Origin of the sequence: Ruminococcus sp. 1001136sp1_2201st1_G3_2201SCRN_220225 (assembly GCF_040924365.1) — a bacterium.
GTDB lineage: Bacteria > Bacillota > Clostridia > Lachnospirales > Lachnospiraceae > Blautia_A > Blautia_A faecis.
The window spans coordinates 19,291-38,319 of the sequence record NZ_JBCOME010000005.1; the positions used below are offsets into that span (position 1 = coordinate 19,291).

The following is a 19,029-nucleotide window of genomic DNA, read 5'->3' on the forward strand; positions in this document are numbered from 1 at the left end:
CGTTTCGTTTTTTCCTACTCTTCATACCTGATACATGTACAAAAAGCATTCCTTATTGCTTTCTTTATTCCCACTCCCACTGGTCAACATTGTTTACAATAGACCAGCCATGGCCATGAGGATGTAATTTCTGATCTGCCACTTTCAGACCGTCACATACAAAATAAAGATGATCAATATTGCACAGCCAGATCCACGGAATATCCCCTTCCTGTGTAATTCCTGTGGTTCCGTCCCACTGGGCTTTTTTCCAGAGATCGTAGGATTCTTCCAGGTTGCTGCTTGCAAGTGCTTCGTCCATGTATTTGTCAACTGTCTCATTTGCATATGGAGAATATTCCGCACTTCCGGTATCTTTGATGGTGTGATAAATATTGTAAAGCTCCATAGGGCTATGTGCTCCCCATCCCCATATAAGCGGTTCTGACTGTGCCTGCTCGTAGGCGGTATCCCAGCCAACACCAGAAGTAGTTACATCAATTCCAAGCTCACGCAGCTGATTCGCAGAGTCTTCTGCAAGTGCCTGGCGCACAGAATCTCCATTTGAAAACATAATGGTAAGCTCTGCTTTTTCCCCATCTTTTTCTCTTATTCCGTCATCGCCTTCTATCCAGCCTGCTTCTTCCATCAGAGCCTTCGCTGCATCAAGGTCATACTCTGTAACAGCCTCCTCGTTGTACCATGGCATTTTGTCGCAAACACTATAGGCTACTGTTCCATAACCATTGAGTACATTTTTGATCATCTCTTCCCGGTCAATAGCAAGATTAATTGCACGTCGTACCTTCACATCGGAAGTCAGACTGTTTCCATATGTGATACCGTCTTTTTCTTCTGGTTCTGTACAAGGAAGATTAAAGCCACGGTTATCCACAGTTGCCACACTCAGGAGTTCATACCCGTCAATTTCCTGGTCACTGTAAGAGGCTGCTGTGTGAGCTACATCTACCTGTCCGGACATTGCCGCTGCCATGGCTGCATCTTCTTCCATAAACAGCACCGTCAGTTTTTTGATCTTTGGTTCTTCTCCGTAGTAATCCGGGTTTGCTTCAAAAATAACCTGCTGTCCTTTGTCCCACTGCTTCATAATATAACGTCCGGAACCAATTGGATTCTGTCCATAATTTTCATCATAGGCATGCTCTGGTACGATTCCTACAATTGCCATGGTGTATGGCCAAATGGAATATGGCTCATTCATATGAAACTCTACCGTCGTATCGTCCACTGCAACCGCTTCCTTCAACATGGTAAAATCGTTTACAGAGCTTTCATCACGACAGGTATTAAAGGTAAAAGCAACATCAGAGGCGGTCAATGGCTCTCCATCTGTAAACTTCACATCATCACGGATTTTTACAGTCCAGGTAAGACCATCGTCACTGCAGGAATACTCTGTGGCAAGGTCATTTTCAATTCCAAGGTCCTTGGTGGTACGAACCAGGGTACTCTGGATCAATGGCTCATGAACATGCTCTCCGGCTCCCCATCCGTAAGCCGGATCAAAACCGGATTCCGGTTCTGATGTGGTTGGCATTGTAACTACCACAGACTGATCCTCCGCACTCGCATAAACATTCCCGGCTGGTACAGCCAGCAGCATGGCCGCTGTACATAATAAACTGATTACTTTCTTGATTTTCATAGCAGTTCTCCCTCTTGTTTTTATTATCAGCAGAAATATTATTTTCTGAAGATTTCTGATTCTTTTTTCTCCCATCCCTCATTTCTTCTCAGCGCGTGTCTGAAAAAGGCTTTCTGCAAGATGTACATCACAATTTGTGGAGATTTTTCCCGGATTCGGGTGAAATATACCGCAAAGTGGGGCGTGCAGACTGCGGAATTTTTTTCAAATACGCTCCAGATAAGAAAGGCAGTTATAAGCTTTTGTCCTATAACTGTCTTTCTATAGAAGGTCTGTATTTACATGTAATAATGAGTGGAGGTGTTACATGTAACTATGTATAAAAATTCGCATTTCAGGCGTTTTCTGCCTTGCTGCTGAAACCTATTGTACCAGAATCAACAGGTATCACAAGCTCCCCAGGGGGATATTTACCTATTCCCATTTTGCATATTTTTCTGCTTTTATGGAATATCTTACAAGGAAATTTCAAGAAAAAAAAATCCTGCTTGCAGGATTCTCCGACTGCGGCGGGTTGCCTCGAACGGCAACTCCCCTTTCATCGCAGTGCAATCCTGCCCGGCAGGGCTTTCTTCTGTGCTTATTTTACTCAAATACTGCATCCACCAGCTTCTTTGTATACGCCTCTTTCGGCTCATTGATAATAGCATCCGGCTTCCCGCTCTCCACCACTTTTCCGTCATACAGAACCAGCACCTTATCGCAGAAGCTCTGTACAAGTGCAAGATTATGGCAGATAAATATAAAGGATAAGCCATGTGTATCCTTCAGCTCTTCCAGAAGCTCCATGATCTGCTTCTGAATGGTCACATCCAGTGAGCTGGTAGCTTCATCGCAGATCAGCACCTTCGGTTCCACTGCCAGTGCCCTTGCAATTGCAGCTCTCTGGCACTGTCCTCCACTGACCTCATGTGGATATCTTTTAGCCAGTTCTTCTTCAAGTCCGCACTGTTCCAGCAGTTCTTTCACCCTTATTGCGATATCGGCCTTCTTCATGCCGCGATTTCGAAGGCTCTCTCCGATTCCGTCTCCCAAAGTTCTTCTCGGGTCAAAGGAACCTGCCGGATTCTGAAAAACCATCTGGATATTTCCATATACGTCCCTCAACTGGCTCTGTTTCAATTTCGTAATGTCTTTTCCCTGGAATTTCAAAGTACCATCTGTAATATCCGTCAGCCTTGTGATCATCTTCGCCAGTGTACTTTTTCCGGAGCCGGATTCGCCAACGATTCCAAGTGTTTCTCCTGCCTGCAAAGAAAAGCTTACGTCATCCACAGCTTTAAAAGGCTCTTTTCCCCTCTGCGCAAATACCTTCGTTAAGTGTTCAGCTTCCAAAAGTGTGTTCATGATCTTTCCTTTCTCTTAAGCCTTGGAACTGCTGCCAGCAGCTTCTTCGTATATGGATCCTGTGGATGGTTCAACACCTTTTTTGCCTCTCCATATTCCACCATTTTTCCATTCTTCAGAACCAGAACGGTATCCGCCATTGCCCGAACTACACCAATATCGTGGGTTACAATTATAATTGCTGTTCCAAACAATTCCCTGAGCTTTAACATTTCTCTTACTACCTGACGCTGAACCGATACATCCAGTGCACTTGTAGGTTCGTCTGCCAAAAGAATCGGTGGATTCATCAGCATGGAAATGGCAATCCCTGCTCTCTGGTTCATTCCGCCGGATAATTCAAAGGGATAGCTGTCCCACACGCGCTGACTGTCTTTAAAATTCAGCTTTTCAAACAATTCCATGGCACGATCCTTTGCTTCATTTCTGCTCACTTTCTTATGGGCGCGCATACTCTCATAAATCTGGTCACCAATCGTACGGATGGGGCAAAGCGAGGCTCCTGCATCCTGAAAAATCATGCCGATTCCTGATCCCCGGATTTTTCTTTTTTCCTTCTCTGAAATATCCAGAATATTCTGTCCCATATAACAGATGTCGCCTCTGGTTACCAGGCCTCCTGAACCAAGAAGTCCCATAGCAGCTTTGATCAGTGTACTTTTACCACTTCCGGATTCTCCTACAAGCCCCAGGATTTCGCCCGGTGTGAGTGAGAAGCTTACATCATGGACTACCGCTTCCCCGTCAAAGGATATCTCCACCGAATCATAGGTCAGTATTTTATTCTCCATTGTCGTGCAAACTCCTCCTTGATATCCAAAAAATATTTCTGCCAGCTGCCTGTATTATCCATACATGGCAGCTGGCTCTCATTTAGACCATAGGCAGGTCAAACTCACAAAGCGTATTTTTCCTTAGTTAATATCCAGATCTGCTGTCAGCTCATAGTAATCACAAGGATGGGCCACAAGACCGGTTACATTTGACTGCATGATCATGCTCATTTTAAGATGAGAACAGAACACATAAGCGTTGTCGTCCAGAACGGTCTGCTGCATCTGAATTCCCAGTTCGGAACGTTTTTCTACATCAAATTCTTTTCCCATCTCTTTTGCAAGCTCTTCCAGCTTATCACTGTGATAATGTCCATTATTGGAAACAGAGTTATCCAGAGCACAGGTTGTGAAGAAATACTCCGGATCTCCTGTTGGGGCTGTTACCATGGCACTTGCGTATACGTCCCACTGCGCAGGATCTTTGCGGATGGTATTGCTGTCAGATGTGCAGTTAACCTGAACATCCATACCAATCTCTTTCAGAGTTGCCTGGGCTGATTCTGCCAGCAGCGGAAGCTCCTGACGGCTTGGATAGGTAAGCCAGCGGATTACAAGCTTCTCGCCATCCTTTTCACGGATTCCGTCACCATCGGAATCAATCCAGCCTGCATCCTCCAGAACCTTTTTGGCTCCATCCGGATCATAGCTCTCTGTAGTCAGATTCTGTCCGCCAAATGAAAAAGTATCCGGGAATGCACCAACTGCCGGATATCCGTATCCATTCAGAAGTACGGATACGAAGCTCTCTTTGTCAATTCCCATGGCAATTGCCTTGCGGACTGCCGGATCAGAAGTTACCGTACTTTCAAAATTCATCCATGCATAGAATGCGCGGCTTGTTGCAGCACTGGAGAACGTAAAATCATCATTCTCAAATAAAGGATAGCTTGCATATGCCATACCATAGGCAGCATTGATTTCACCTGCCTGAAGTGCAAATGCCAGTGTATCTCCATCGGAAATGGTTCGAACCGTGATTTCATCCACATTTACATCCCCATTCCAGTAGTTTTCATTTTTTACAAGTGTAAGATGATCGTCCGTTACCAGATCTGTAGCCACATAAGGACCCGTGCCGATTACAATTCCATTGTCTGTAATTCCGGCCTGTACATCAATGATACAGCCATAGGGATCACTTAAATAGTTAATCAATGCCGGTTTCGGCTCTGTGGTCTTAATGGTAACCACATTTCCATCTGCCTCAATACTGTCAATGCAAAGGTCCCCCGCTGCTCTTTCATGATTTTCAACCAGAGACTCCAGGCTTTCCTTTACCGCCTGTCCATCACAGACACGCCCATTGGAAAATACAACACCATCGTTCAAAGTAATTTTCCAGGTCAGCTCATCTACATTTTCATATTCTTTGGCAATCCATGGTTCAATTTCCATGGTATCAGAATAGCGGAACAGGGTTTCGCCGACACCATAGCGGATGCAGGCCCAGCCGGCGTAGGTGTTCTGTGGATTGATATCCGCTTCTTCATTCTCCGCATTAAAGGTGGTATCACCAAATACAAATGTTTTCTTATCTTCCGCCATTGCGGGCACTGTAGTTAATCCCATTGTCATACAGACAGCCAGTGCAATTCCAAGAATCTTCTTTGTTTTCATTTACATTCCTCCTCGTGTTTATTCATACTCTTATATTTAACATGCTTTTTTCCAAAGCTTACATATTTCATTTCCGCTTTGACAGCACAAAAGAGTCCAAAATTGTGTTTTGGAAGCCGCGTATTTCAGCCTCTGACTGTCTCGCATCACTTGATCCGGCTATTCTTCGGATCCAGGTAATCCCGGACGGTATCTCCCAGCAGATTAAAAATAACCACCGATATAAAAATCGCAATTCCCGGCGACAGAACCACCCATGGATATGTCTGGATCATACTTCGTCCACCGCTCATCATGCTTCCCCACTCAGCCATTGGAATCTGCGCTCCAAGACCCAGAAAGGAAAGTCCTGCAAGCTCCATCATCATGGTTCCAATATCCAGCATAGCTGTTACCAGAACCGGTCCGATCATATTGGGAAGAACATGTCTAACAAGGATCTGAGCAGAGCTGTCCCCAGCCAATATCGCCGCATGGATGTAAGGTTCCTCTTTCAAAGCCAGTGTCTGACTTCTGGCTATACGTGAATACTTTGGCCAGCTGACCACTGCCAGCGCAATAATAGCATTTTGGATACCTCCCCCAAGAATGGCCGCGATCGCCATTGCAAACACCAGCCCTGGAAATGCCAGACAGACATCAGAAATTCTCATCATAACAGAATCCAGAATTCCGCCATAATAGCCACAGCATAATCCCACAATCGTACCAAAAATGGAAATCACAGCCACCAGTATAAAAGTGGAAAAAATACTGGCTCTTGCTCCGCTGATCACCCGGGACAGCATATCCCTGCCATAAGTATCTGTCCCCATTGGATGCTGAAGACTGGGTGCCTGAAGGGCGCTGGAAAGATCCTGGGCGTAAGGGTCATAAGGACAGAGATGGTCTGAAAAAACTGCCAGGACTACAAGACAGACAGCCAGAACGCTGAAAATTATCAGCTTTTGTTTTATATGGATCTTTCTAATCCTCTGCACACGCACGGTTACGTGCTTTCCATTATCTGTGCTTTGCCCATTTTTCAGCACTACACTTTCTTTTTGACATCTACCTTGTTCTTTCTTACCCATCTTTACCAGTATTTTACTTTCCGTTTTCTTTTCTGGCACTTCGTCCATTTTTTTTACACTCACTGCTTCGCACCTCCCAGACGGATTCTCGGATCAAGGAACCGGTAAGACAGGTCTGTGAGCAGATTCACCAGCACATAAATGATCGCCATCCACATAACATACGCCTGAATAATGGGATAATCGCGCATGGAAATAGCATCTACTGCCATTTTTCCAACACCGTCCCACATGAAGATGGACTCCACAATTGCCGTACCGCCAAGGAGGTTTCCCACTGACAGCATTAACAGGGTAATGACCGTAACCAGGGATGCTTTCATAATACTTTTCCATAAGGTAACAGAAAACTTCACCCCACGGGCACGGGCGCCTGCTACATAATCCTTACTCAGCTCATCTAACACAGTAGCCCTTACCTGCCGCAGATATTTCGCAGACATGGCAATGGCCAGGGTTATGGCCGGCATTGCAACACTTTTCAGACTCACATCCTTGGCAATAACAGGGAAAATCCTGACCCGGATTGCAAGAAAATACATAAGCAAAAGTGATACAAAGAAATTAGGAAGACTGTTTCCTATAAAACTGCAGAAACGAATCAAGTAATCAGCAATTGTATTCTGCTTCACCGCAGACAAAATTCCCAAAGGAATCGAAATAATAATAGTAAGCAGAATGGAAGTAGCCGTAAGAAGCAGGGTTGCCGGCAGTTTTGATATAAAAGTATCAAAGACCGAAACTCCTGATACATAGCTGTTTCCCATATCTCCACGCAGCAGTTTTCCAAGCCATACAAAATACTGGGTTAAAAATGGCTTATCCAGCCCCAGCTCTTCTCTTGCCGCATCCAGTGCAGCTTCTGACACTACCCCTCCTGTATTCTCCATTTTCCGCGTTACAACATCACTTCCTGCAATACGCATCATTCCATAAGAAAGAAAAGTAATTGCAAACAGAATGGGAATCAGCTGAAGGATACGTTTGATTGCATATTTTTTCATTTAATTGTCTCCATTCCATACTGTACAAGTAGGTTTTTACTCATTCTTTCATCCCTTGGTGTAGTTTAGCAAAATAAAAAACAGCCTACAACCCGCCCAGGGGGTTATAAGCTATTCTTATTTGGAATATATTTTTAATTTTCAGGAATACCTTTTCTCTATTTATGCAGACCGGCACACGTTCCTTTAGCCGATTCTGCTTCGTTTTTTTTATCCCTCTCATATTCAGCTGCCATTCTCCAGCTTCAATTTTTCCCTTAAAAATCCCAGCAATTCCTCCATCAGCTCATCCGTCTCGTCATTCTTTCTTCTGATGTATCCGAAAACCACCTTATTGTTTTTGAATTCCAGCGGAATGCCTTTGTTTGCTGCCTTTTTATCATTGGAAAGATAACTGCCGCTGATATTGCAAAGTCCGGTCTCTTTCAACATCTTTTCCATAATGTAGTCGCTGTTTGTAATAACGGAAACATTCAGATTTTCCCAGCTGAACACACTACGTTTTTCTTTCTCTCCCAATTCCAGAAACTCATCACGGAAGTTCTGGATAAATCGGAAGTTCTTCATCGCTTCCATATTTACGGTCTGTGCATTCTCTCTGTCAGCTGCTTCCTGATCCAATATATTCAACTTTCCCGGATAAAATGTCGCCGTACTTTCCTGCATAACGGTAAAAACCAGCTTGTTTTTCGCCAGCTCATACTGGAATTCCTTTTTTTGCTGTTCCATCACGTATACAAAGCCAATATCTGAAAGGTAATCCCGAACACGTTCCATGACCGTGCGTACACCGGCTGTATAGATTTCAAAATGATAATCCTTGTCATAATTTTCCTTATAAAACTCCACAAACTGATTCGTAAACCAGGAACTGGGATTCAATGAAATCCGTAGATATTTTGCCATATTCCCATGGCTCATCTCTTCCAGTATCCGGGAATCATTTATGATCCTGCACGCATATCGGTATGCCTCCCGGCCTTTCGCCGTAAGCGCAATTCCCCTTGGCATACGCTCAAACAATACAATTCCCATTTCCTCCTCCAGCGCTTTGATTGCCTTGCTCACACTGGGCTGGGTTGTATAAAGCAGCTTGGCAGCCTCGCTGATAGAGCCAGTTTCAGCACACACTATAAAATATTTCAGTTGCTTCAGATCTAACATAGCTATTCCCTCTCCGGCGAAAACTTCAGTCTTTTTACATCTGCTTTCGTTCTGTTTTTATGTTTCCTCATCTACATCCAGCGCAAATCTGCAAAAATCCCCTCCACTGACTGCAAGATCAATGTCACTCGTCCTTTTGAAATCTCCACGCGCCCTTGATCCAAAGAGAATTATCAAGCCTCACTCCCACCAGATTTCTTTCTTCCACTTTACCATATCTTCCTATTAAGTCAAGCTGTGTACTTTCAATTTAAGCAGGTTATAGGCATTTCCTATAGCCAGCTATCTTTATTCCATATTAGACAAGACCAGATTTCTATGCTATCATTCAATCCATATTAATCCTAGTTACTAAATAGGAAACAAAATAAGAGGAGGATACAATTATGAGAAAAAGCATCTTGACTTTAGGAATTGCAGCAGTATTAACAGGAGTTCTGGCAACATGCAGTATGGCTTATGCAGCTGATGACGAGCTTGCACAGATTCAGGAATCAGGAAAACTGAAAGTCGGTGTGGAAGGAACCTATCCTCCATACACCTATCATGACGACAACGGAGAGCTTACCGGATTTGATGTGGAAGTAGCAAAGGCAATCGCAGACAAGCTTGGAGTGGAAGCGGATTTCACAGAATCTGACTGGGATTCCCTTCTTGCAGGAATCGACAGCGGACGTCTGGACACAGTAATTAATGCAGTAAGTATCACCCCTGAGCGTGAAGAGAAATACGATTTCGCAGGACCATATTTCTACATCACACAGCAGATTGTAGTAGCCAAGGACAATGATGATATCGTAGATATGGCTTCCCTGGATGGCAAAAAAGTAGCAAACACTGCTACAACCGCTTACCTTGATATTCTGGAAGACGCCGGTGCATCTCTTGTACAGATCAGCACAGCAGACGAAGCGGTTTCCCTGATTGAATCCGGACGTGCCGACTTCACAACCTTTAACTCTGTTGTATTCAATGAATACCTTCAGCAGCACCCGGATGCAAATTTGAAAGTTGCTTTCGTAATCCCGGACGTTGTAGATACCTACGCTGTCCCGATCAAAAAAGGGGAAACAGCTTTATATGATGCAATTCAGAACGCTATTGACGAACTGAAAGAAGACGGAACTTTAAGCAAGCTTTCTGAGGATTACTTCGGCACAGATTTCACACAGCCACAGGATGAAAATGCAGCAACTACAGACACTGCTTCTGAGGATGCAACAACAGAAAGCACTGATGAAAACTAATTACTTTTCCACAGCTGTTGTCTGGAACAACAGGCAATCATCCAACAATTGAAAGTAAAAGGAAACAATTATGAGTGAACGTTTAGCAGGGATTCTGGTATCTTCTTTCACCAGAATCCTCATACCCGGAATAAAAGTTACAATCCCCCTTACCTTATTATCCTTTGTTTTTGGCTGCATCATCGCCCTTTTTCTGGCCCTGGTACAGATTGCCAATGTAAAAGGACTGAAGCAGTTCGCAAGATTCTACATATGGGTCTTCCGCGGAACCCCACTTATTGTACAGCTGTTCATCATCTTCTTTGGCCTGCCGTCTGTAGGAATTATACTGGACGCTTTTCCATCCGCTGTGATCGCCTTTGCCCTGAACCTTGGCGCTTACAACGCTGAGATTTTCCGATCTGCGATCCAAGCGGTACCAGAAGGACAGACAGAAGCTGCTTATATGGTGGGTCTGAGTTACCGCCAGACCATGACCAGGATTGTAATGCCCCAGGCATTCCGAATCGCTTTTCCACCACTGTTTAACTCACTGATCGGACTTACCAAGGACACTTCCCTTGCCTCCAGTATCACAGTTGTGGAGCTGTTCACCACCGCACAGCAGATTGCCGCCAGAACCTATGAGCCCTTCGCCCTGTACTGCGAGGCTGCTGTTATTTACCTTATAATCTGTACCGTCCTTACATGGGTACAAAACTATTTTGAGAAAAAGCTGGTATGGAATGCTCCTACGCCAGTGAAAGGAGAATAATTATGTCTTATATTTCAAAAATCGCCCCGGAAACAGCAGGGGAAAAAGAGAAAGAAGTAATCAGAAACCATCTTGCACAGGGCTATAGGCTCACTAATGAAAAGCTTACTCTTCTCCATAATGCAGAAGCCTTTAAAGCCATTGAAGACAGCTCCTACTCCCTCGACCGGGAACTGCAGAGACTGATTGGAAAAAGAGCCGGTGACTTCTTTGAATATGCAATTTCCGAAGAAAATGACTGCCTGGTATGCAGTACTTATTTCAGAAAGCTTCTGAAAGATAATGGTATTGATTTCGACAATTTTCAATTTACAAAGAAGGAAGAATTACTTATTTCTTTTGGCCGCGCTCTTGCAAAAGATCCGAAAAACATTCCGGATGAAATCTATACTGAATTAAAAGAAGAATTCACAGAAGAAGAAATCGTAGTTATCACAGCTATGGGTGTGCTGATGGTTGCCAATAACTACTTTAATGATATTTTAAAGATCGAAGTATAATCAATGTCGCCTTCGGCAGCATCACCATATGTGAACAACTCGTATTTTATATCATTTGCTACAGAAGAAAGACTTTTAAGCTTCTTCATAATACCCTGTTATCAATTACCAAATTTCTATATAAGAATGTGAGAAAAAAATATGCTGGAAGTAAAGAATATCCATAAAAAATTCGGGACAAACGAAGTATTAAAAGGTGTTGATTTCAAAGTTGAAAAAGGTTCTGTGATCGCAGTTCTGGGAAACAGCGGTTCTGGAAAGACAACCCTTCTCCGCTGTATCAGCTTTCTGGAGCAGGCAGATAAAGGAGAAATCACCTTTGATGATTTCCACAAAGATATCACTGCTGTGACCAGAAAAGAGATCCGGCAGTTACGAATGAAAATGGGCTTTGTCTTCCAGGGATACAATCTTTTCCGCAACAAAACAGCACTTGACAATGTACTGGAGGGTCTTACCATTGCCCGTAAGAATTCTCCGGAAGAAGCGAAGAAAAAAGCTATGGAAATGCTGGAAAAAGTAGGCATGGCAGACCGCGCCAACTTCTATCCGGACCAGCTTTCCGGTGGGCAGCAACAGCGTGTAGCTATCGCAAGAGCCATCGCCTACAATCCGGAAGTAGTTCTCTTCGACGAACCAACCTCCGCCCTTGACCCAAGACTTACCGGCGAGGTTCTGGATGTTATGAGAAAGCTTGCCGAAGAAGGAACCACCATGGTCGTAGTCACCCACGAAATGGATTTTGCCAGAAAAGTTGCCAACTGGGTAGTCTACATGGAGGACGGTGTTATCGTAGAAGAGGGACCATCCAAAGAGTTCTTCTCACAGCCCAAGAGTGAGAAAACGATGGCATTCCTCCATATGACAAGTTCGGATTATGTGATTTGATAACTTTCTTTTATTTTGATATCCCTTTTTCCAAAAAATGTGCCTGGGAAATAAATTCCGGGCACATTTTTATGTCACCATATATTTTTCAGGCTTGTATAACTATGATACCTGCGGATTGTTTCGTCCGTTGCACTCCCATAACCTACTCAATTCGCATATCGTGAAGCATACGCTCCGCTTTTATGCTTTCTTTGCTGCAATGGCAAACATCGGAGTTGGATTATAAAATTCATCCTTCTCTTTATAAACCCGTCTGCTCAACCCCAGATCAATGGAAATCTGCTCCATTCCTGTTTTTCCAAGCTCTTCCACGTCCCAGGCAGGGCGGAGGTAAGAACTGATGGGCAGCTGACGTTTAATATCTTCGCATTCCTGCATCAGGGAATTTCCAAGCTGGTTGTGGGCATGGTTTTCCGGGAGATCGGAGGTTTCGGCGAAGTTTGTGGCGCCGTAGTTGGCATCAAAATTCAGGAGAAGTCCGCCTGGTTTTAATACTCTGGACCACTCTTTGTAAGCCTGGGCTGCTTCTGGTAATGTCCAGGTCAGGTTTCGGGAAATGACTACGTCGAAGCTCTCGTCCTGGAAAGTTAAATGCTCCGCATCCATCACCTGGAAGTCGCATGTTACCTGCTCTTCTTTGGCAAGGATCCGGGAGTTTGTGATCATATCCGGAGTAAGGTCGGTGCCTGTTACCTGGTGTCCCTGTTTTGCAAGAAGGATTGTAAAGAAACCGGTTCCACAGCCCACATCCAGGATTTTAAGTTTACCATTACCAGTCTCTTTTTCCTTAATTTTTGCAACTGCATCTTTTCTTTCCTTGCTTTCATCCTCAATTTTTTTTTCAGGACTTAATGCCTTTTTAGGTAGGTATTTCTCAATTTCTTCCAGCCATCTCTTTGCCAGCGGACTATGTAACTCTGCCCTTCTCTGCTCCAGAAAGCTGTCGCTTCGCTTGGTCCAGTAGGCCGCAATCTTCTCTTTTCGGTCGTCTTCCTCATAACTGATCCGGCCATAAGCTACCATCGGACCATCCTTAATCACCTGCAGGGAACCAGTCTGATACAGGATCACTCCGTCACCATAGGAGATACAGGTTTCCAGAATATTGTCCTCATAATCCTTTACATATCCAAGGATTTCCCCTTCTGTAAACAGGTCTCCTGCCTTCTTCTGGGGATACCAGAGTCCCGTATAAGAGGCGGATTGATACTGCACATCCGTTACGTTTAATGGATAATATTTCCGCATACTTCTATGTCCGTCATAAATACCGAGGAACCGTAAAATACTGCGTACATCACGCTTCATAGAACGCACTTCCTCTGTCTCCCAGGCTCCCATTCCGCCCCGTTCCAGAAGCACGGAAGGGATGCCGCAGGATGCTGCATAATTATAGCTTCCACCCGATGATACCTCCGATTTTACCATGTAAGGAACATCCACCTGTTCTGCCATCTGACGGGAAATTTTCATCACTTCCGGGGCTGCTTTACCTGCATAATACACATAGGGAGTCAGCTTCTCATAGTCATCACCACTGTGAAGATCAATATAAAAATCTGCCACCTTCTGTAACTCTTCAACTACTGCATACGCCAGTTTTTCGTATGTAGTACCTTCTTTTTTTCCTGGAAAAAGGCGGTTCAGATTCTCACCTGTCGCCCTGCAAAGAGAACCGTGCCGATTTTCAAATTCTTCTTTCGCCACTACCTTTACAATAATTACCGTTCCTGTCATTTTCTCAATTTTCAGTTCTCTTCCAAGCTCTACTGCACTCTGTATTCCCACATATTCACCAGCGTGGATACCAGCTGTAATGAGAGCTGTTTTACCTGGTTTTTCGCCCCTGACAATTGTTGCGGGAAGAGAAAATTCTCCATTTCCAATGGAAATAAAACCATGGACACGCTGCCCTGGTGCCGCACTTAAGCCACCTATATTTATTATTTCACTCATTATTTTCTACCTTTTCCAATAATATCTTTACAAATAATTTTCCTTACGATCCAATAAAAACTTATCCTATTTTTTAAATACTCTAATACTTCATTCTTACAACCAACACCGCTTTACTTATCTTTAAATTCGTACAAATTTCTGTATATCACTGATAATATCTTTTTCTATTTTACAGCCTCCACCATAAACATGGGTGTAGATCCATAATTCAGCTTCTCTTCCTCGCTCCATACCTGCTGCCAGATGTCCTCATTCACCTGAATCTGCGCTGCTCCAAGCGCTTCCAGTACCTTCACATCCCATCCCGGACGCTTGGTCTCCGACAACGGAACCTGCAGCGCAATTTTCTCCATTCGGTTAATATCTGTGCACAGATAATGGTCATCCAGGCTTCCTTTTTCCACATTTTTACGGTCGTTTTCGTAAGCCTCACGCTTCTTATCATCATAGAGATATCCATACCAGTTGGCATCAAAATTCAAAAGCTTTCCACCTTTTTTCAACACCCGAAGCCACTCTTTATAAGCCATTTCCGGATGGGGCAGATTCCAGGTCAGGTTTCTGGAAATGATCACGTCAAAGCTCTCATCTTCAAACTCCAATGCCTGGGCATCCATTCTTTTAAATTCAATATTCCGGCTTTTTTCTCCGATAAATTTCGCTGCATTTTCTGCAGCCTTTTCCAGCATTCCCGGAGTGTAATCTATGGCTGTTACATGATATCCTGCTTCCGCAAGGATCATAGGGAAAAAGCCTGGTCCTGTGCCGATATCCAGAATTCTTAGGTGGTCCTTATATTTGTCTGTATGTTGTTTTTCAGAAAATTCTTCTTCGAAAACTTCTTTTTCCACAGAATTGTTTTCTGAATCCTCATTTTTCCCAGACCTTTTTCCAAAAAATCCGCGTTCCAGAGTCTCCAGCCATGCCTTTTTCTGCATTCCCTTCAATTCTTTTTCATTCACCTCAGAATACCCCTCCGTCCGGGTGCTCCAATAGCTCTCTATTTCATCCAGTAATTTATCCAATTTCAAATCCTCCGCATTAAACTCCAATGTTAAAATATTATCAAAACCAGTTTTCTTCTGCAAGCCCCCCGGGGGGATGGAACTCTATATAAAAAAAGCAGACAAATCTGTATCTCTACAAACTCGCCTGCTCTCTTTTCTTTAAAAAGCTGTCTAAATCAAGGGAATTTCAACTATTACAAATGCTTCTCCAACAACACCAGCTGCACATCCGGTATCCCGTTAAATACTGTAGGCACAATCCCGATTTCCTTATATCCAAGCTTCTTATACAGCCCTCTTGCAGCAGCATTTCTTGCGTTGGTATCCATTCGAAGTTCCGGACAGCCGTGGCTTAAAGCGTAATCCTCATAAAACTTTACAAACTTCTTTCCATAGCCTTTTCCTGAAGCGGAGGGGGAAACTACCAGAGTGTGAAGAACGCAGACCTCCTCATCCCTGGCTGCGAATTCCCAATCGCCTTCTGCATAAGAATCCACCTGCGCTTTATTGATTCTGGCCGCTCCCAGGATCTCACCTGCATCCTCCAGAACAAACAAGTCATTGGCATCTAATGCTGCCTGTGCCGTAGCTCTTGTAGGATACACGCCACGGATCCAGCCAATGGTCTGCTGACCTGTTTCTTCTGCAGTATGAATATCATTGTAAAGCTGTTCCACTGACACAAGATCAGCCTGTGTTCCCTTTCGAATTATCATTTTCTGTCCCTCTCCTTATGCAAAATATAATTGTTTTTCTTCGTCTCGGAAAAAGCCCTATCTGCTTCTTTTTAATACTGTTCATAGCTGTCAGGCTTCTGGATATATCTGGGATTTCATGCTTGTTATCTAGAGCATGTTTGAAAAAGGCTTTCTGCAAGATGTGCGTCACAATTTGTGGGAGATTTTGCCCGGATGAGGGCGCCGTAGCGGGCTACGGCAACCGAATTCGGGTGAAATATACCGCAAAGTGGGGCGTGCAGATTGCGGAAATGATTTTTCAAACAGGCTCTAATACATCGAATATTAAGTAACTGCCATATTGACTTGTCTGCATATTAGTATCGTTATTTACGAAACGATGTACTGGCTGTATTTTCAGCCGCAATTTCATCAATTCTCACAAGCTCTTCCTCCGTAAATGGTGCACAGTGGATTGCTTTTATGTTATCAAGGATCTGCTGTGGTCGTGATGCTCCAATGAGTACACTGGTCACCTCCTGCTGTGCAAGCAGCCAGCCAAGAGCCATCTCCGAAAGCTTCTCGCCACGCCCTGCAGCCATATCATTCAGCTCCCGGATCTGCTGCAAACGTTCTGGCGTCAGATTGCTTTCCTTCAAAAATCTGCCGTCTGTACGGATACGGCTGTCTTCCGGAATACCATTAAGGTAGCGATCTGTAAGCTGTCCCTGCGCAAGAGGACTGAAGGTGATCAGACCTTTTTTCAAAATTCCTGTGGTCTTTTTTAGTCCATTTTTCTCCACAGTTCTGTCAAAAATAGAATAACGGTTCTGATTAATCACAAAAGGACAATGCATTTCCTGCAAAATCGACGCTGCCTGTGAAAGTGTTTTTCCATCGTAATTGGAAAGTCCCACATACAGGGCTTTTCCGCTCTGCACTGCACTGGCCAGCGCTCCCATGGTCTCTTCCAGAGGGGTCTCCGGATCCATTCTATGATGGTAAAAAATATCCACATATTCCAGTCCCATACGCTTCAGGCTCTGGTCAAGGCTTGCCAGAAGATACTTGCGGCTGCCCCAGTTTCCATAAGGACCATCCCACATTTCATATCCTGCCTTGGTAGTAATGATCAGCTCGTCCCTGTATTTTCCCAGATCTTCTTTCAGAATCCTGCCGAAATTAATCTCTGCACTCCCCGGCTCCGGTCCATAATTATTTGCCAGATCGAACTGTGTGATTCCGTTGTCAAACGCAGTAAAACACAGCTGTCTCATATTCTCAAATTTAGACGTATCTCCAAAATTATGCCATAGTCCAAGTGACACCTTCGGCAGCATAAGTCCGCTGTCACCACAACGGTTGTATTCCATTGTGGTGTAACGTTCCTTTGAAGCAATGTACATAATAAAAACCTCCCTGAAAACGATAATTAGTTTTAATATACTACCCGGAAAATGATTTGTCATTGGAAAATATGACTGTTTATGCCTTTTTTTCCAAACGGGCATTATCCTATTCTGGATCCACAGCCTACCAATTACATTTCCCAGAGCTTTTCTCAAAAAATAATATTAATCCCATTTGGCTCCATTATTTTCCCTACTAACGCTTCACTTGGCATGGATATGCTCACATTAATATCAAAATCATACGCCGTTGTTCCCATAACAACTATATTTCCAGAGGTTCCTTGAGATATAATATTTACCATCTCATTTTCAGATATTTCTATTTGCTCCTGAAACATATGCTGAACCACTTTAGGAGTACTAAACAATATAATCTTTGCCCCTCTGTTCTGTACGTTTGTTCTTTTTACTGCGGAATCAATTTTTGATGCTGCACCTTTATCATCTGTCAGTACACATATTTTCCCATCTACGATTCCAGGAAGATGTGACAGTATATGTACGCATATCGCAATAAGTTCTTCCCCTAAATTATCCGCATGTTCTTTGTTTTCTCTCACTGTGGCAAAAAATCTACGATATATATCAGACTGTCTTAAATTTTTCCCTTCAAGCACTTCTGCTGTAAGTTTCTCGTCATTTTTCAACGTTTCTGTTATTGTACTAACCGGAGATTTTACCATTCTCACAGCCCAGGATAAATACTCATTTATTCTTTCATTTGTAGAAAAGCATTCTAAAAGAATGTCATATGTATATTCTTCATTAAATATCACAACCTTAATTTCTGCCTCAGCCATTTTTTTTATGAATGCAATATATTCTTCTGCTAAACTATGCCTGTCTGATGCAAGCTCCATCAAAATACATTTCGTGATAAATACCACTGTTCCATGTATTTTATAATAATTCATCAATACTTTTATCTCTTTATCCGGCAAATGAGAATGCCTTTGAAACGAGTATGCATCATAAAAAATAACTCTTTGAGCCAGATAGAAAATTTTCTTTATGCCATTAATCTCTTTTTCAACAAAAGTACCTATCTCATTAAAATTATCGGGAGTTTCCGTATATGTAGTTGGCATATCTTACTCCCTCCTTATTTTCTGGTATAGTTCACGCATATTATGAAGAACTTTATCTAATGTACGCTCATTTATATATCCATCCTCGGCATATTTTTTTCCAAACTTCTTAACTATAGCTTCTACGTGCAGATAATCATCTTTTTTTGATGGTTCCATTATGGCCTCGTCCAACCAAAGATCAGCTAATTTTTGTTTAATCTGGGTACGATCATGATTAAGTAATCCTTCTGTAACTGCATTTCCAGCTATCAATCTCAATTCAAGGCATCTGATCAGAACTGCCATAAATGGAACTTCATAATATGCCATTAATCGGATAATTGTATCTACTTCATTACTGTCAGATTCTTCTTTAAATTTCAAATACATTCTTCTAAAACTTATCTCTGGCATTAACAACATCCCAGCAAAAAGATTTGCAGCATATTCTTCCTCATATTCATAATAATGATCGTCTGAAAATTCTACCTTTGAAACAAATTCATTTTCGCCCCAGAAAACATGATAAATTTCATGTGCTATAGCAAAATTCGTATTCACCTTAGGTAAAGAGGTGTTAATTAAAACATACCCTAATCCATCACCTTTATAACACAAAGCGCCTATTTCATCATCGGCAAAAGGTATTTCCAAAACCAGAAATCCTTTTTTCTGAAAAGAGGACCGCACAATTTGCAGAACATTAAGAAGATCACTGTCATATTCAATCCCGGCAAATGAACAGAATCTTTTTATCATAGAGTAGATTTCGTCATGATTTTTATCACTATATGCAATGATTTTTCGTAAACGCTCTATATTCATC

General features: G+C 43.0%; 20 protein-coding genes and 1 pseudogene. 6 read left to right on the plus strand and 15 right to left on the minus strand.

From position 1 onward, the window contains the following. Nucleotides 1-64: 64 nt before the first annotated feature. Complete coding sequence (locus AB5642_RS03080; protein WP_195391973.1) at nucleotides 65-1,645, minus strand: ABC transporter substrate-binding protein; 1,581 nt, start codon at nucleotides 1,643-1,645, stop codon at nucleotides 65-67. Between the two features lie 99 nt (nucleotides 1,646-1,744). Between AB5642_RS03080 and AB5642_RS03085 the strand changes: the two genes are divergently transcribed. Next, nucleotides 1,745-1,912, plus strand: coding sequence for a DUF6783 domain-containing protein (locus AB5642_RS03085; protein ID WP_368371462.1), 168 nt, complete (start codon nucleotides 1,745-1,747; stop codon nucleotides 1,910-1,912). A gap of 318 nt (nucleotides 1,913-2,230) precedes the next feature. Here AB5642_RS03085 and AB5642_RS03090 read toward each other — a convergent pair whose 3' ends face one another. The 7 genes from AB5642_RS03090 to AB5642_RS03120 form a co-directional block, all read right to left on the minus strand. Beyond that, on the minus strand, nucleotides 2,231-2,992 hold the full coding sequence (locus AB5642_RS03090; RefSeq protein WP_195391972.1) for an ABC transporter ATP-binding protein: 762 nt from the start codon (nucleotides 2,990-2,992) through the stop codon (nucleotides 2,231-2,233). Then, the gene (locus tag AB5642_RS03095; protein WP_195391971.1) at nucleotides 2,989-3,783 is read right to left on the minus strand and encodes an ABC transporter ATP-binding protein; all 795 of its coding nucleotides are present in this window, start codon (nucleotides 3,781-3,783) and stop codon (nucleotides 2,989-2,991) included. Before AB5642_RS03095 ends, AB5642_RS03090 begins: the two co-directional genes overlap by 4 nt. Nucleotides 3,784-3,906: 123 nt before the next feature. Further along, nucleotides 3,907-5,445, minus strand: coding sequence for an ABC transporter substrate-binding protein (locus tag AB5642_RS03100; protein WP_118578161.1), 1,539 nt, complete (start codon nucleotides 5,443-5,445; stop codon nucleotides 3,907-3,909). A gap of 146 nt (nucleotides 5,446-5,591) precedes the next feature. After that, nucleotides 5,592-6,581: a nickel transporter permease gene (nikC, locus tag AB5642_RS03105; protein ID WP_237925490.1), complete on the minus strand. Its 990-nt coding sequence runs from the start codon at nucleotides 6,579-6,581 to the stop codon at nucleotides 5,592-5,594. Beyond that, nucleotides 6,578-7,522, minus strand: a complete 945-nt coding sequence (nikB, locus tag AB5642_RS03110; protein ID WP_173716039.1) for a nickel ABC transporter permease — start codon at nucleotides 7,520-7,522, stop codon at nucleotides 6,578-6,580. Before nikB ends, nikC begins: the two co-directional genes overlap by 4 nt. Nucleotides 7,523-7,747: 225 nt before the next feature. Continuing rightward, on the minus strand, nucleotides 7,748-8,686 hold the full coding sequence (locus AB5642_RS03115; RefSeq protein ID WP_118578159.1) for a LysR family transcriptional regulator: 939 nt from the start codon (nucleotides 8,684-8,686) through the stop codon (nucleotides 7,748-7,750). A gap of 57 nt (nucleotides 8,687-8,743) precedes the next feature. Next, complete coding sequence (locus tag AB5642_RS03120) at nucleotides 8,744-8,863, minus strand: nucleotidyltransferase domain-containing protein (RefSeq protein WP_118578158.1); 120 nt, start codon at nucleotides 8,861-8,863, stop codon at nucleotides 8,744-8,746. A gap of 209 nt (nucleotides 8,864-9,072) precedes the next feature. On the opposite strand from AB5642_RS03120, the gene AB5642_RS03125 reads away from it, so the two are divergent. The 4 genes from AB5642_RS03125 to AB5642_RS03140 all read left to right on the plus strand — a co-directional run bounded on the left by AB5642_RS03125 (nucleotide 9,073) and on the right by AB5642_RS03140 (nucleotide 12,075). After that, complete coding sequence (locus tag AB5642_RS03125) at nucleotides 9,073-9,933, plus strand: transporter substrate-binding domain-containing protein (protein WP_195391970.1); 861 nt, start codon at nucleotides 9,073-9,075, stop codon at nucleotides 9,931-9,933. A gap of 70 nt (nucleotides 9,934-10,003) precedes the next feature. Next, entirely contained in the window at nucleotides 10,004-10,687 is a 684-nt protein-coding gene (locus AB5642_RS03130; RefSeq protein WP_118578156.1) for an amino acid ABC transporter permease, read from the plus strand. 2 nt (nucleotides 10,688-10,689) lie between these two features. Then, nucleotides 10,690-11,187: a hypothetical protein gene (locus tag AB5642_RS03135; RefSeq protein ID WP_195391969.1), complete on the plus strand. Its 498-nt coding sequence runs from the start codon at nucleotides 10,690-10,692 to the stop codon at nucleotides 11,185-11,187. Nucleotides 11,188-11,328: 141 nt separating this feature from the next. Continuing rightward, the gene (locus AB5642_RS03140) at nucleotides 11,329-12,075 is read left to right on the plus strand and encodes an amino acid ABC transporter ATP-binding protein (protein WP_173718174.1); all 747 of its coding nucleotides are present in this window, start codon (nucleotides 11,329-11,331) and stop codon (nucleotides 12,073-12,075) included. Nucleotides 12,076-12,258: 183 nt separating this feature from the next. Here the strand turns inward: AB5642_RS03140 and AB5642_RS03145 are convergent, their stop codons facing one another. From AB5642_RS03145 to AB5642_RS03160, 4 genes are all read right to left on the minus strand, one after another. Continuing rightward, nucleotides 12,259-14,034 (minus strand): methyltransferase domain-containing protein, encoded by a 1,776-nt coding sequence (locus AB5642_RS03145; RefSeq protein WP_173718175.1) that lies wholly within the window; start codon nucleotides 14,032-14,034, stop codon nucleotides 12,259-12,261. A gap of 167 nt (nucleotides 14,035-14,201) precedes the next feature. Beyond that, nucleotides 14,202-15,062: a class I SAM-dependent methyltransferase gene (locus AB5642_RS03150; protein ID WP_368371451.1), complete on the minus strand. Its 861-nt coding sequence runs from the start codon at nucleotides 15,060-15,062 to the stop codon at nucleotides 14,202-14,204. Nucleotides 15,063-15,238: 176 nt separating this feature from the next. Next, nucleotides 15,239-15,760: a GNAT family N-acetyltransferase gene (locus tag AB5642_RS03155; RefSeq protein ID WP_173718176.1), complete on the minus strand. Its 522-nt coding sequence runs from the start codon at nucleotides 15,758-15,760 to the stop codon at nucleotides 15,239-15,241. Between the two features lie 125 nt (nucleotides 15,761-15,885). Continuing rightward, a complete protein-coding gene (locus tag AB5642_RS03160; RefSeq protein WP_308768459.1) occupies nucleotides 15,886-16,002 on the minus strand; it encodes a DUF6783 domain-containing protein in 117 nt (38 codons plus the stop codon). On the opposite strand from AB5642_RS03160, the pseudogene AB5642_RS03165 reads away from it, so the two are divergent. After that, nucleotides 15,961-16,074 (plus strand): annotated as a pseudogene (locus AB5642_RS03165) (DUF6783 domain-containing protein); the annotation flags it as partial. The gene AB5642_RS03160 and the pseudogene AB5642_RS03165 overlap by 42 nt on opposite strands. 33 nt (nucleotides 16,075-16,107) lie before the next feature. On the opposite strand, the gene AB5642_RS03170 reads toward AB5642_RS03165, so the two are convergent. The 3 genes from AB5642_RS03170 to AB5642_RS03180 form a co-directional block, all read right to left on the minus strand. Next, entirely contained in the window at nucleotides 16,108-17,127 is a 1,020-nt protein-coding gene (locus AB5642_RS03170; RefSeq protein WP_202017080.1) for an aldo/keto reductase, read from the minus strand. Between the two features lie 155 nt (nucleotides 17,128-17,282). Further along, nucleotides 17,283-18,221, minus strand: a complete 939-nt coding sequence (locus tag AB5642_RS03175) for a hypothetical protein (RefSeq protein WP_195391968.1) — start codon at nucleotides 18,219-18,221, stop codon at nucleotides 17,283-17,285. Nucleotides 18,222-18,224: 3 nt separating this feature from the next. Next, nucleotides 18,225-19,028, minus strand: a complete 804-nt coding sequence (locus AB5642_RS03180; RefSeq protein ID WP_173718178.1) for an ImmA/IrrE family metallo-endopeptidase — start codon at nucleotides 19,026-19,028, stop codon at nucleotides 18,225-18,227. Nucleotide 19,029 lies beyond the last annotated feature (1 nt).

Bases quoted from the DNA above. Each gene is read 5' to 3' on its own strand.
- AB5642_RS03080 (WP_195391973.1), bottom strand. From the start codon at position 1,645: ATGAAAATCAAGAAAGTAATCAGTTTATTATGTACAGCGGCCATGCTG.
- AB5642_RS03090 (WP_195391972.1), bottom strand. From the start codon at position 2,992: ATGAACACACTTTTGGAAGCTGAACACTTAACGAAGGTATTTGCGCAG.
- AB5642_RS03095 (WP_195391971.1), bottom strand. From the start codon at position 3,783: ATGGAGAATAAAATACTGACCTATGATTCGGTGGAGATATCCTTTGAC.
- AB5642_RS03100 (WP_118578161.1), bottom strand. From the start codon at position 5,445: ATGAAAACAAAGAAGATTCTTGGAATTGCACTGGCTGTCTGTATGACA.
- nikB (WP_173716039.1), bottom strand. From the start codon at position 7,522: ATGAAAAAATATGCAATCAAACGTATCCTTCAGCTGATTCCCATTCTG.
- AB5642_RS03115 (WP_118578159.1), bottom strand. From the start codon at position 8,686: ATGTTAGATCTGAAGCAACTGAAATATTTTATAGTGTGTGCTGAAACT.
- AB5642_RS03125 (WP_195391970.1), top strand. From the start codon at position 9,073: ATGAGAAAAAGCATCTTGACTTTAGGAATTGCAGCAGTATTAACAGGA.
- AB5642_RS03130 (WP_118578156.1), top strand. From the start codon at position 10,004: ATGAGTGAACGTTTAGCAGGGATTCTGGTATCTTCTTTCACCAGAATC.
- AB5642_RS03135 (WP_195391969.1), top strand. From the start codon at position 10,690: ATGTCTTATATTTCAAAAATCGCCCCGGAAACAGCAGGGGAAAAAGAG.
- AB5642_RS03140 (WP_173718174.1), top strand. From the start codon at position 11,329: ATGCTGGAAGTAAAGAATATCCATAAAAAATTCGGGACAAACGAAGTA.
- AB5642_RS03145 (WP_173718175.1), bottom strand. From the start codon at position 14,034: ATGAGTGAAATAATAAATATAGGTGGCTTAAGTGCGGCACCAGGGCAG.
- AB5642_RS03155 (WP_173718176.1), bottom strand. From the start codon at position 15,760: ATGATAATTCGAAAGGGAACACAGGCTGATCTTGTGTCAGTGGAACAG.
- AB5642_RS03170 (WP_202017080.1), bottom strand. From the start codon at position 17,127: ATGTACATTGCTTCAAAGGAACGTTACACCACAATGGAATACAACCGT.
- AB5642_RS03175 (WP_195391968.1), bottom strand. From the start codon at position 18,221: ATGCCAACTACATATACGGAAACTCCCGATAATTTTAATGAGATAGGT.
- AB5642_RS03180 (WP_173718178.1), bottom strand. From the start codon at position 19,028: ATGAATATAGAGCGTTTACGAAAAATCATTGCATATAGTGATAAAAAT.